Here is a 13,795-nt window from a genome sequence, read left to right on the forward strand (position 1 = left end):
CAACCTCACTGAACCTTTTGTATCTCATTAAAGTAATGTAGATCGAGCCGATAAAATAATAGGAAGAATATTATTTTAAAAGCGAGGTTAGTTTTAGTTTTAATAAAAAAAGCCAATCTTTAAAATAAGATTGGCTTTTTATTATTTTGTGTTTTGCTTCCTAAACTCTGTTTCGTACATCTCAATCCATTTTTCAGGTGAGATTTTGCCAAGCAGTTCTGCTATTAATTCATAGGGAATCTGATCCATTTTTTTAAAGCGAATACAGCTTTTTCCCATATCAAGCTTTAGTTTAGAATGTTTTGGATATTCGTTTACAAACCAATCTAGCAATTTTGGGTCAGCATAAATTCCCATATGATATAAGGCTATAAAATTTTTCTGTGATGCCAGACTTAGAAATGGCAAAGGGATTTCAGGATTACAATGATATCCGTCTGGGTATAATGAAAAGGGTACGCAGTAGCAAAGCATTCCATAGTTTATGTTCTCTTCAAAGCCTTTTGGAAGTTTTTCCAGAATAACATTCCTTAATTTATTGACAGCTTCTTTTCTTTCTTCAGGAAGGCTGTCTAAATATTCTTGCGGATTTTTTGCTGTTGACTGCATGATATTCTTTGGTTTGGTTAAACTCCTACTTTTCTATTGCATCGTAAATTACTTTCTGGATATTCTCACGGACATTCTCTTTCGATAAGGTATTTGGCGCATTTGAATCCGGGTAGGTTCTGTTAGAAAGGAAGATATAAATAAGTTCTTCTTCCGGATCAGCCCAAGCCATTGTTCCGGTAAATCCGGTATGCCCAAAACTCGATTTTGAAGTACAGCCACATGTTGGACCTGATGTTCCTGGCAATTGTGGCTTGTCAAAACCTAAAGCTCTTCTATTTCCTTCTTTACAAAAATAGCAAGTATTAAAAGCATCAAAAGTAGCAGGGCTAAAAAACTGCACTCCGCCATAGTTTCCTTTTTGAAGATACATCTGCATAATTTTAGCCAAATCTATTGTATTCGAAAAAACTCCAGCGTGACCTCCTACTCCGTCCTGCATAGCTGCTGCCATATCATGTACATACCCCTGAATGGTTTGGTATCTGAAATATTTATCTTCTTCTGTTGGTGGAATGACACTCATGTCAAATTTTCTCAACGGATTGTAAGTCGTGCTATTCGCTCCAAGTTTCTTATAAAAATTCTCTTCAGATAAAACATCTAGTTTTTTTCCTGTTTCTTTTTCAAGATATTCTTTCAAGATTATAAAGGTAAAGTCGCTGTATTTGTATTCCTTTTTTGGTAACAGCTTGCTTTCCGCTATTTTCTTGATGATAGTATCCTCATAATCATTTCTCAGGAATAAATTCTCTGCTACCTGCATCGAAAATTCCGGAGTCAATGTGTTTTTATAATATTTATCGCTAGGCTTTTTATCTGCATTTAGCGTAGCCTGATAAAAAGGAATCCATGCCTGAAGTCGGGCATAATGCGATAGCAATTCTTTAAACGAGATGTTCTTTTTGTCTGTATTTTCAAAAACCGGAAGCATAGTCCCAAGTTTGGTATCAAGAGTAAATTTTTTCTGGTCGTAAAGCTGCATTACATCAGGCAAAGTAGAAACTATTTTTGTCAGAGAAGCTACATCATATATATCCGAGTTCTTGACCTTAATTTCATTTTTATAATCGTGATAACCGTAAGATTTCTGGTATACAACTTTTCCTTTTCTTGCAACAAGCACCTGTATTCCAGGCGTCATTTGTCTTTCGATAGCATTATTTGCAATAAGATCAATTCTTGCCAGTGTTTTAGAACTCATCCCAACATTTTCTGCAGCCGTAAATCCAAGACGGTTGAGTTTTTTTGTCTTTAGCCCGTCATTTACCTTAAAGGCCGTTCCGATTGAAACCGGAAGCTTTCCTTTAGATTCGATTGCTCCAAAAATAAGCTGACCCGAAACGTTTTGCGCTACATCGCTATTCTGATACGAAACCACCAATCCTTCAATATCACTGAAAGAATTTATCGGAATCAGAGAATATGGTTTTGTAAAAATATCAAGGATTACCTTGTTGTTTTTGGCTATTTCTTGAATTTTGACCAATTCATCTACCGTAAAATCATGCTTTTTCCAGGCTCCGTCGGCTTTATGATATCCAATGATTACAGTAGTGTATTTTTTTAAATCTTCAACCATCAGATGTATACTATCATTAGGAACTTCTGTGACCTCTGTATACTGTCGTAATGTATTCAAAAAAGAAGTATTGGTATCATCACCTAGCTTTACATAGGCTATCTTTTCATTAGCGACATCTTTGATCGGCAAGATTTCGTTTTCATTTTTTAAAACCGTTACCGCATTTTCATACAATTGATATTGTAAAGCTTGTGCATCAGAATTATTCAAATCATCATACAAATACGGAATATCTACCGGTTTGTAATTATTCAGTCCGGCCAGGTATTTATATCTCAATATTTTCTTTACAGATTGTTCCAGTCTTTTTTCGGAAATGACAGTATCCTGAATGGCAACGCAAATTTTCTCTAAAGCCAAAGGAACATTTTCAGCAAAAAGCAAGATATCGTTCCCCGCTTTAAAAGCTTCCAAATCAATATCGCCCGGCTGTTTAAAATTAGTCGCACCTTTCATATTCAGCGCATCCGTAAAAATAAGTCCTTTAAAATGAAGCTCGTTCTGCAAGATATTTGTCACTACATTATAAGAAAGCGATGTAGGATAGTTTTCTCTTGGCTCTAGGCTTGGAACGTTCAAGTGGGCCACCATAACGCTGGCAAGACCTTCACGGAACAATTTTTTGTAAGGATAAAATTCAATATCGTTAATTCGCTGTCTTGTAAAATTCAACATTGGCAGCGTATGGTGCGAATCGGTTTCTGTATCACCATGTCCCGGGAAATGTTTTCCGGTTGCGAAAACACCTTGATTTTGAATACCTTTCATCAAGGCGAGCGCTCTTTCGGTTACGTTAATTTTATCTTCACCAAACGAACGATTGCCAATAATTGGGTTTTTAGGATTGGTATTGATATCTAAAACAGGAGCAAAATTGAACTGTATGCCCATTCTTCTGCTCTGCTGTCCGTATTTTTCACCAACTTTTTCAATCAATTTCATGTCCTGGATGGCTCCAAGTGTCATGTTCCAAGGATAACGGATGACTGAATCCAAACGCATAGCCAATCCCCATTCTGCGTCAATACCCACAAAAAGCGGAACTTTAGATTTAGATTGGAAACGATTGGTTAGCCTAGCCTGACGTACTGGTCCGCCCTGAAAGAAAATTACTCCTCCAATATATTGGTCTCTGATAAGTTTATCAATAGCATTAAAGTGAACGCTATCTTTATTCGAATAGGCCGCAACCATAAAAAGCTGCCCTATTCTTTCCTGCATCGTCATTTTATTATAGATGCTGTCAACCCAGATTGTTTCTTTGGTTCTATCTAAAGTTAATTTAGGTTCACGAAGCTGCGAAAAGGCAATCTGACTGATGAACAGTAGCGCTACAACAAAATATCTCATTCAAAAAAAATTTGGTTTTAGAAAAAACGGCTATGCCAGCTTTCTTTTGCTGGAACTTCCCAATATTCATGCCATTCTCCTATAGTGTTAACGAGATTATTGAAAACGATTGTGTTTGCCGAAACGGCTTTTTCTTTGGCCATTTTCTTAAATTCGACCAATGGTTTGTGGGCAATATGTTCCCCAAGTTTGAAGGTAACATTCATCTTATCTAGCAAATCTACATCGTATTTTTGCTCTAGTTGTTGTATAAATTGTACTGAACTATCTATAGAACAACCTGTTGCCGATTGTACTTCCTGGTTTACAGCTAAAATGATAAATCTATTATATTGTAACAAATAAGATGCTTCAAGACCTGTCCCATGGGCTGCCCAATTTTCAACAAATGCTTTAAGGTCTGATTCGATTTCAGCCATTTCATCATCTGAGAATTTTCTATTGGATTGGTATATCCAGATTTTTGATTCATCTGGCATATTTTCAAAAGGAATATACATAATTATTATATTTTTTTTATGCCTTGGATTCCTTTATAATATCTGAAATCCTTGGCTTTTGGATCATAAAATTCTTGTTCCCAATATTGAACGGAAACTTTGTCGTTTTTCTTGAGTTTATTCTCTATCAAGAGATTCGAGTCTTCAAAGAATGTCAATAGCAAAAGAGTGTGATTTCTACCTGAATTATCTTTGACAATAACAGTAAGGAACTGTTCTGATTTTATTTCTACTATCTTTCCTTCCATCGTAAGAACTGGACTTTCTTCCGCTTCTGCTTCGGCAGCATCCATATCAGCAAACATCATCAATAAATCTGGACAAATACCCACCATTTTCATTCCTACATCACTACCTAATTTTTCCATAGCTCCTTCAGTTTCCATAATATCGCCATATTTGGCAGTTACTTCTTTTTCATGGTTTGAATAGCTTGAAACAATACACAATCCTAATTGCATCTGCATTTGTTCTGCTGCTGAACTTTTTAGTGCTTCCTTTTTTTCATTAACACAGGAGCAGACTTCTTTTGTTAATACATCAAGAATATCCTGGCTTTTAGCATTTAAGCAAAATAATGACAGTACAAATACAAATAGTAATTTTTTCATGGGGGAAAGTTGTTTCTTTAGATTACGGCTTCTTACAAATCTTTAGCATTCGCTATCAATTCTGCAACATCCATTACTTTTATTTCTGCCTCTTTTTCTTTGTGTTTTACACCATCTGTAAGCATGGTGTTACAAAACGGACAACCAGCAGCAATAATCTGAGGAGCAGTTTCAAGAGCATCATCCGTACGCTCAATATTTACTTCTTTGTTTCCTGGTTCTGCATCTTTAAACATTTGAGCACCACCAGCACCACAGCATAATCCATTTGCTTTTGAACGTTTCATTTCGACAAGTTCAACATCAAGTTTTTGGATCAGTTCTCTAGGAGCTTCATAAATTTTATTGGCTCTTCCAAGATAACAAGGGTCATGGAATGTAATTCTTTTTCCTTTGAACTGGCCGCCTTCAATAGTCAGCCTTCCTTCGTCTAAAAGAGATTTTAGAAATTGTGTATGATGCACAACCTCATAAGTTCCTCCTAACTCAGGGTATTCATTTTTTAATGTATTGAAACAATGCGGACAAGCAGTTACTATCTTTTTTGCTTCGTAGGCATTCAGCACTTCAATATTCATCATGGCCTGCATCTGGAACAAAAATTCGTTTCCAGCTCTTTTAGCAGGATCTCCTGTACAACTTTCTTCTGTACCAAGTACTGCAAACGAAACGTCAGCCCTGTTTAATATCCTAACAAAGGCTTTGGTTATTTTTTTTGCCCTATCATCAAAACTTCCGGCACAACCTACCCAAAAGAGTACTTCCGGCTGTTTTCCTTGAGCTAACATTTCGGCCATTGTTGGCACTGATAAAACTTCTGACATATTTTGTATAGTTTCTTTTCGGGTATCTATTAATTACCCTTTTTTATTCGTGTTTTCCGTCATCAAAAACCTGTATGGTCACTTCTTTCTCTACAAGGTCTGTAAATTTTCCTCTGTAGCGGGTTGCTTTTACCAAATGGTTATCAATCCAGTGGTAATTACCGCCTCTCGGTTTCCCCATAACCATTCCATGGTATTTGAATCCGTGCATTTTTAACCATTGTTCCGTGATTTCACGATGGGCTTCTGTTCTTGATGTGAAAAAGAAAATCACATGTCCTTCATCATACCATCGATTCAACGTTGCAAGCGCATCTGGATATACCGCTGCAGTCAGCATTCTTTCTGGCTGTTCGTTCGGAATATCATCACATATAGTTCCGTCGATATCAATAAGGTAATTTTTAATTCCTTCTGGCAATATCGGACTGATCTGCTCTCCGTTTTGGGTAGCTGATACTAGATTTTTATCGATATCTTCTGTCTTCATTGCAAACTAATTAGTTGATGGAATCTATTTAAACAACTGACTTTTACTAATTTTCATTTTTCCAGTTCAGCCTATCCTGTTGGCTGTACTGCCATGGAGCTCCATTGTTTTCAACATTGGTCATCATAGCATTCAATGACATTGGAGCCGCACTTTGTTCCATTACAAGGTAGCGTCTCATATCCATAATAATAGAAAGCGGACTGATATTTACCGGACATTCTTCAACGCAAGCATTACAGCTTGTACATGCCCAAAGTTCTTCGGCAGTAATATAATCGTTAAGCAATGTTTTATTGTCTGGTACAAAAACACCTTTATTGGCATCAATGTTTCTTCCTACTTCTTCTGCCCTATCACGTGTATCCATCATGATTTTTCTAGGCGATAGTTTTTTCCCTGTCAGGTTCGCCGGACAAGAAGAGGTACAACGCCCACACTCTGTACAAGTATATGCGTTTAGCAACTGTACCCAGTTTAAATCCTGAACATCACTTGCTCCAAATTTTGCCGGAGCTGCGTCAGCATCAGCCGGCGGAGCGGCAAACGGATCAGCATTTGGGTCCATCATTAACTTGACTTCTTTGGTTACTGATTCCAGGTTATTGAATTTCCCAAGAGGATTCAGGTCTGCAAAATAAGTATTTGGGAAAGCCAAAAGGATGTGTAAGTGTTTCGAATAATAAAGATAGTTCATGAAGGTTAAAATCCCTATAATATGCATCCACCAGAAAACTCTTTCTAAAATAATAAGCGTGTCTGTGCCTACACCACTAAACATCGGAGTTATAAACTGGCTTATTGGAAATGATCCTGCCTCGATAAAATGAGGTGCTCCTCTATGCTGTAATGCAAGATCAGAAGCATTCATCAGCAAGAAAAGAGACATCATGACAATTTCAAAATAAAGGATATAATTGGCATCACTTTTTGGCCAGCCTTTCAAATCACTGTGGATAAATCGCTTTAGCTTGATAATGTTTCTTCTTACCAAAAAAGTAATTACGGCAACGAGAACCAAAAAGGCTAATATCTCAAAAGATCCGATTAATATATTGTAAGCCGTACCCATAAAAGCAAAAACTCTATGCGTACCGAAAAGACCATCAATGATAATTTCTAAAAGCTCTATATTGATGATAACAAATCCAACATAGACTATTATGTGAAGTATTCCAGCAATTGGTCGTCTGACCATTTTGGATTGGCCTAAAGCTATCCGGGCCATATTCGCCCATCGTTCTTTCTTATTGTCAGAACGATCCACATCTTGCCCAAGCTTGATGTTACGGATGAGTTTTTTAACGTTTGATATAAAATATCCAAAACCAACAGCCAGTAAAACCGCAAATAATATATTATCGATATAGCTCATCCGCTTTCCTAGTTTTTAATAGTATCTTTTACCTTTTTTGTTTCGGTTTTAGGCTCTACATAGGGTGTTCCTTTTTTTCCGAAAACAGAGAAGTGTACATAACGCTTCGGATTGTTTTTCAGGTCAGCAAGCAATTGCTTTAACTCAAGTGATGCACCTTCCAAATTTCTGTACATACCTTCGTCTTTAAGCAGTTTTCCTAAAGAACCTTTTCCAGCCTGTACATCGTTGATGATGTTGTCTACATTAGCAAGCGATTTTTCCAATTTCTTCACCGCCTGTCCTAAATTAGCCTGTGCTATCGAATCAGAAAGCTTTGAGAAATTTGTAGATGTATGGTCCAGATTTGCGAAGGTGTTATCAATTTTCGACTTATTGTCTGCAATTAATGAATTAACTCCTTTAGCAGCCTGACTAAATTCTTTCATCGTTGCCGCCAATTCAGCAATCGAAGCCTTTAGGTTCTCTTGTGTTTTTTTATCAAAAATATTATTGATATTTACTAATAAGCTGTCTGCTGAAACTACTGTCTTTTCAACTTTTTGTTGTAAAGGCGAAAGTTTATCGCCTAAAGATGAAAGCATACCCGGTTTTATATCTGTTAATAGAACCTGCCCATTCTCAGCTTCTACCGGATCTTTGAAATTTGGAATAATAGCAATGCTTTTACCTCCAATAAAGCTTGGTTCGTAAATTTTAGCAACACTTGATTTGGATATAGGGAAATCGGTTTTTACCTGAAGTTCCACTAATAATTTTCCGTTTCCATTTAAGGTAATGCTATTCACTTTACCAACAGCAAGACCGTTTATAGTTATGGGTGCTGAAGGAGCCAGTCCTTCTACTTCGTCATATACGGCATAAAATGTTTTATAATCGTTAAAAAGATCTCTTCCTTTTAAAAAACTATATCCCCAAATAAACAATAATATAGAGGAAATTACTAAAATAGCGGTTTTGACTTCTCTTGATATTTTCAAAGCTTCGGTGTTTTTAAACAAATTTAATTAAATAATTTCAAACGCTTCTCCAACAAGCTATTTTAATGCTTCTTGGATACTGATTTTTTTGCCATTTTTAAAGGCTATGAGGTAGGAAGTAGTAAATCCTTTTGATTTGGCTTCTTGTACCAGTTCTTTGGCTTTTTCATAATCGCTGGTTTCACCATACATATATTTATAAAGATTCCCTTCAGAAATCATCGAAATAGTATTCAAACCTTTAAAATTGCTTGGAACAAGGTCCAGTTTAGTTCCGCTTGCTGAAATCTGTACTTTAAACACTACTCCTTTTGAATCTGTTTTCGTTTCATTTTTCGTTTCAGCTTTTGTCTCAGCAGTTTTTACTTCTGGCTTCTTAGGTTCAGGAGCTTTAGTAACCGGAGCTTTAGCACTGTCTTTCTTTGCAGTCGAAACAGCTTCTCTCGGCATTTCTACTTTTAGTGCATCTTTATCAATCTTGTTTTCTATTGATGTACCTCCGTAGTATTCTTTCTTATAACTCATAATGGCATCGGCTATGGCTTTTGCAATTTCGTTTTGGCCTTCTTCAGAATTAAGATAGTTTCCTTCTGTTTTATTAGACAAAAATCCCATTTCAATCAAAACGCTAGGCATAGACGTTTTGTGCAATACCATAAATGGTGCCTGCTTCACTCCTCTACTCTTACGGTTTAATTGTTGCGTGAAATTATCCTGGATTTTACTTGCTACAGCAATACTCTGGTCCAGATGTTCTTCCTGTATTAATGTAATACCTATCAAAGACTCTGGCGATTTTGGATCGTAGCCCGCATATTTTACCTTATAATCTGCTTCAAGCGTAATTACCTGGTTTTCATTCTTTGCTACTTCAAGGTTCGATTTTACCTTAGTAAGACCCATTACATAAGTCTCTGTTCCGAAAGCTTCAGAATTTGGATTGGAGTTACAGTGAATAGAAACAAACAAATCAGCATTAGCCCTGTTGGCAATGTTGGCACGTTCAACGAGTTCAATGAATACATCCGTACTTCTTGTGTATACAACATCCACATTAGGCTGCTTGTCTACCAATCTTCCAACTTTTAAAGCTACCGCAAGTGCAATGTTTTTCTCAACAAAACTATTCTTTACAGCTCCAAAATCTTTTGAACCGTGTCCGGCATCAAGAACAACTTTAAATTTATCCCCTGATTGTCCAAAAGCAGCAAAAGATACAATACAGGCTAATATGGCGAACGAATATTTAAATTTCTTATGGATGTACATATGTTGCTAAAGTTAATTTTAATAAAATTGCTATGGCTATAATTTTGATATTTCCTTATTTTTGATGGAAAAATATATGTAAGTTTGGCACGTCAAAAATTAAGCCATATTTTTACAAAAATAGTATTTAAACCTTTGCGCACAAACTTATTTCATATCGTTTTATCAGCAATTTTCCTAACATTAGGAACTGCGGAAACTTATTCTCAAGAAGGAAAAACCAAATCCACCTCAATAGCTGCTGAAAAAGAGCCAAATACAAAAAAAGATTCTGCCTCAATAAGTTTGAAAGGCCTCGTAAAACCTGTTGATTCTACTGCTCAGGATAGCCTTAAACCTAAAAAAACATTTCTGGAAAGCAGAATAAAACGTAAGGCTGTTGACTATGAAAAAATGGATCAGAAGAAAAAGCAGCTTACTCTTTACAACAAAGCAGAGCTGTATTATCAAGATTTTGAGCTTACAGCAGGAATTATTGTTATGGATTACGATAAGAACGAAGTTTATGCCGGAAGAATTAAGGACTCGCTTGGAAATTACACCCAACGACCTGTTTTTAAGCAAGGAGACAACGTTATCGAACCCGATTCTATCCGTTTTAATACGGTTACTAAAAAAGCTTTGGTATGGAACTCCCGATCTACTCAAGGAGAGTTAAATATTAAGGGAGAGATTACAAAAAAAGAAAATGATTCTGTTTATTTCATTAAGAATGCAAGAATAACTACTTCAAAAAACATTGATGATCCGGAATATTACTTTCTGGCTCGTAAATTAAAGCTTGTACCTGGAAAAAAGGTTGTTGTAGGGCTCACCAACATGGTTATTGCTGATGTCCCTACTCCTTTAGGGATTCCTTTTGCTTTTTTCCCTATGTCAAATAAAGGAACCTCAGGTTTAATCCTTCCCTCGCCTAACAATACAAACAGACAGGGTTTTGCATTACAAAACGGAGGTCTTTATCTCGCTCTTTCTGACAATTATGATCTCGCTATTTTGGGTGATTATTATACCAACGGAAGTTATGCCATGCGTTTTGAATCAAGTTATATAAAACGATACAAATTTCGAGGCAATGTGAATGTTCGTTTTGAAAATCAGATCCAAAGCGAACGTGGTTTTCCCGATTATACCAAAACCACTCAGTATAATATCCAATGGACACATACACAAGATCCTAAAGCTAGTCCTGATTCCAGATTTTCTGCTTCAGTAAACTTAGGTAGTAGTAAATATTACCAACGATCTATGAACCAAGCTAACGTAGGTTCTGCATTAAATAATACGTTAAGTTCATCTGTTTCGTATTCCAAAACTTTTAATTCGGTTCCGCAGGTGAATATGTCCATCACGGCTACGCATTCCCAAAACACGCAGACTGAAACCATTAACATGACCCTGCCAACATTTCAAGGTAGCGTAGATCGAATTTTCCCTTTTGCTTCTCAAGATGAAACCAAAAAAGGGTTTATAAAAAACATCAACTTCCAGTATAATCTGAACGCTCAAAACCAGATCACTACCAAAGATTCTTTATTTTTCAAGCCTCAGATGTTCAGAGATGCGCGTGTAGGTTTCCAGCATACAATTCCTCTCAGCACAAACTTTAAAATCTTCAAGCATTTTAGTGTGACTGCCGGCGGAAACTATAATGAGGTCTGGTATATGAAAACGATTCAAAAACGATACAATCCGGTAACCCAAAAAGTTGACAACCTAGATATTCGAGGGTTTGATGCATTCAGAACTTATAGTTTCTCTACCAGTATAGGTACAACCGTTTATGGTACGTTTAATTTTGGAGAAGATAAAAAAATACAAGCTATACGCCACGTCATGAGACCCTCAATTTCATATGGTTATACTCCAAGCTTTGCTAAATATTATGACACCTACGATCCGGACGGAAGCGGCACTATGCTAAAAGAATATACCCGCTTTGAAGGAGGGTTTTATGGAGTGCCTGGAAAAAATATTTCTAACAATATCGGATTCAACTTAAGCAACACATTTGAAGCAAAAGTAACAGATAAAGACAGTACCAAAACGGAGGCTAAAAAAATCATGCTGTTAAATAACCTGAACTTTTCGACTTCATATGACATGACTGCTGATTCCCTTAAATTAGCTCCTTTGCGGGTGAGTGGAGGTACTGCTCTTTTTAAGGAAAAAATGAACATTAACTTCGCTGCTACTCTTGATCCTTACGCATTGGACAACGCTAATAGAAGAATAGACAAGTTCAATATTGACAACGGAGGAAGCCTACTTCGTCTGTCAAGTGCCAATATTACCGTTAACTATTCATTCTCTAGTTCTGACGGAACGAACGAAAATGACCGATCTGACGCTTTGAAAAATCAAGGATTACGAAACGGAGGTCGTGAAGATGACCTATTTGGAACTGCAAGAGATTTAGGAGACAACAGGCAAAGCCAATTTAATGACGACGATACGGAAAAAGCAGAAAAAAAGACAAAATTCTATCATGCCCTGCTTCCTTGGAACTTGAACCTAGCCTATTCCGTGACCTACAATAATTCCTCCCGACAGAATGAAATAACCAACAATTCCCTGATGGTTTCCGGAAATGTCGATTTGACACCCCGATGGAAAGTAGGTGTATCAACCGGTTATGATTTTGTTCAAAAGGGTGTTACCTTTACTCAATTTCGTTTTGAAAGAGACTTGTTAAGCTGGAGAATGGATTTTAACTGGATTCCTATTGGAGATTACACTTCCTGGGGATTCTTTATCGGAATCAAATCTTCAGTATTGAGTGATATTAAGTGGGATAAGAGAAAACAACCAGACAGAAGACTACGTTAATCAAATTCAGTATGAAAAAAATAATATTTACAGAAAAAGCTCCGGCTCCAATAGGACCGTATAATCAGGCGGTTGCATTTGGCAATACGCTGTTCACTTCAGGACAGATTGCTATCAATCCACAAACTGGCGAATTGGTTTTAGATGATATTGAAACCGAAACCAAACAAGTAATGGAAAATATGAAAGCTGTTTTGGAAGAAGCCGGAATGACTTTTGAAAATGTAATAAAAACATCCATTTTTATTATGGACATGGGCAATTTCGCAAGAATAAATACCGTATACGGAAGTTATTTTAATGAAAAAACTGCTCCGGCAAGAGAAACAGTTCAAGTAGCTGGATTGCCTAAAGGCGTGAATGTTGAAATTTCTATGATTGCTATGAAATAATTTTTGCCACTGATTTGTGGATTATAAAGATTACTTCCATTTTTTATAACAACAAAAAAGCCGACTCATTTAAGTCGGCTTTTTTGTTTGTATTATTTAGTTAACCATGTGGTATTCTATCAGTCCGTCAATCGGTCTTCTTAAAACATTGCCCAGTTTCAGTCCGTTTTTATCAAGTACTTGCTTTAATTCGTCTTTCAGATAAAAAGCGATCGAACCTACAAAATGAACTGGTACTTCTCTACAATCTTCAAATTGAGTGATGTAATTATCAACAAAAACCTGCATGGCTTCGAACACTAGCTTTTGAATAAATTCGTCATCCTTATGTTGGATAAGGAATTTAGCAAACGTTGCCAGGTATGCATTTGGATTGGCCTGCTTGTATAAATGGTTTTTGATTGTATCAGGATCCAGGTCATATTCCTTTTCAAAAAGAGAAGCCAAATGTTTAGGCATCTTATTAAAATAATAAGCACGGATTAAATCCCTCCCAAAACGGTTACCACTGCAATCATCCATGGCAATATAACCTAGTGATTGTATTTTTTGATGTAATTCTACTCCGTCAAAATAGCTGCAGTTGGAACCGGTTCCTAAAATAGATATGATTGCCTTTTCATTTGTTGGGTTTGTTGCATAAGCCGCCGCATAGGTATCTTCCTTAACAGATACTTCTGCATTAGGGAAAAACTCCCTGAACGTTTCAGAAAGTGAATTTTTCATACGGTCTGTACCGCATCCGGCTCCATAGAAAAAAAGATGCGTTACTTCCTTACGGTTATGATAGATATCGAAACGGTCTTCCAGACGCTGAATAACTCCGTTTTTATCTAAGACTTCAGGATTTAGCCCCAAAGATTGCGTGGTAAACAACTTATTGCCATTATCATCTAATGCAATCCAATCTGCTTTTGTTGACCCACTATCTACTAATAATTTCATTTATGGTTTGTTAGTTTGTTTCATAATTACTGCCGA

Annotated in this window: 12 protein-coding genes; 2 read left to right on the forward strand and 10 right to left on the reverse strand. The window is 36.5% G+C overall.

The genetic code is table 11. The features are described 5' to 3' along the window. Positions 1-141 precede the first annotated feature (141 nt). The 9 genes from FJA49_RS06575 to FJA49_RS06615 are packed head-to-tail and all read right to left on the reverse strand — an operon-like array spanning position 142 to position 9,593. Complete coding sequence (locus FJA49_RS06575) at positions 142-609, reverse strand: DUF1801 domain-containing protein (protein WP_140000096.1); 468 nt, start codon at positions 607-609, stop codon at positions 142-144. A 25-nt stretch (positions 610-634) separates the two neighbouring features. After that, a complete protein-coding gene (locus FJA49_RS06580; RefSeq protein WP_140000098.1) occupies positions 635-3,544 on the reverse strand; it encodes a glycoside hydrolase family 3 N-terminal domain-containing protein in 2,910 nt (969 codons plus the stop codon). 17 nt (positions 3,545-3,561) lie between these two features. Further along, entirely contained in the window at positions 3,562-4,044 is a 483-nt protein-coding gene (locus FJA49_RS06585) for an ABC transporter ATPase (RefSeq protein ID WP_140000100.1), read from the reverse strand. 5 nt (positions 4,045-4,049) lie between these two features. Continuing rightward, positions 4,050-4,655: a hypothetical protein gene (locus tag FJA49_RS06590; protein ID WP_140000102.1), complete on the reverse strand. Its 606-nt coding sequence runs from the start codon at positions 4,653-4,655 to the stop codon at positions 4,050-4,052. A gap of 32 nt (positions 4,656-4,687) precedes the next feature. Continuing rightward, positions 4,688-5,479, reverse strand: coding sequence for a (Fe-S)-binding protein (locus tag FJA49_RS06595; protein WP_140000104.1), 792 nt, complete (start codon positions 5,477-5,479; stop codon positions 4,688-4,690). Positions 5,480-5,522: 43 nt separating this feature from the next. Further along, positions 5,523-5,969 (reverse strand): LNS2 domain-containing protein, encoded by a 447-nt coding sequence (locus FJA49_RS06600; protein WP_140000106.1) that lies wholly within the window; start codon positions 5,967-5,969, stop codon positions 5,523-5,525. 46 nt (positions 5,970-6,015) lie between these two features. After that, on the reverse strand, positions 6,016-7,344 hold the full coding sequence (locus tag FJA49_RS06605) for a (Fe-S)-binding protein (protein ID WP_140000108.1): 1,329 nt from the start codon (positions 7,342-7,344) through the stop codon (positions 6,016-6,018). An 8-nt stretch (positions 7,345-7,352) separates the two neighbouring features. After that, positions 7,353-8,324 carry an MlaD family protein gene (locus FJA49_RS06610; protein ID WP_140000110.1) on the reverse strand — a complete coding sequence of 324 codons (972 nt, stop codon included), beginning with the start codon at positions 8,322-8,324 and terminating at the stop codon, positions 7,353-7,355. Positions 8,325-8,381: 57 nt separating this feature from the next. Then, entirely contained in the window at positions 8,382-9,593 is a 1,212-nt protein-coding gene (locus FJA49_RS06615; RefSeq protein ID WP_140000112.1) for an N-acetylmuramoyl-L-alanine amidase family protein, read from the reverse strand. 84 nt (positions 9,594-9,677) lie between these two features. Here FJA49_RS06615 and FJA49_RS06620 point away from each other — a divergent pair, with 84 nt between their 5' ends. Both FJA49_RS06620 and FJA49_RS06625 read left to right on the forward strand, forming a co-directional pair. Continuing rightward, entirely contained in the window at positions 9,678-12,422 is a 2,745-nt protein-coding gene (locus FJA49_RS06620) for a putative LPS assembly protein LptD (protein ID WP_140000114.1), read from the forward strand. 11 nt (positions 12,423-12,433) lie between these two features. Then, entirely contained in the window at positions 12,434-12,814 is a 381-nt protein-coding gene (locus FJA49_RS06625; RefSeq protein ID WP_140000116.1) for a RidA family protein, read from the forward strand. Positions 12,815-12,910: 96 nt separating this feature from the next. Here FJA49_RS06625 and FJA49_RS06630 read toward each other — a convergent pair whose 3' ends face one another. After that, positions 12,911-13,759, reverse strand: coding sequence for an N-acetylglucosamine kinase (locus FJA49_RS06630; RefSeq protein WP_140000118.1), 849 nt, complete (start codon positions 13,757-13,759; stop codon positions 12,911-12,913). Positions 13,760-13,795: the final 36 nt, after the last annotated feature.

Origin of the sequence: Flavobacterium microcysteis, from assembly GCF_006385255.1 — a bacterium.
GTDB classification, from domain to species: domain Bacteria; phylum Bacteroidota; class Bacteroidia; order Flavobacteriales; family Flavobacteriaceae; genus Flavobacterium; species Flavobacterium microcysteis.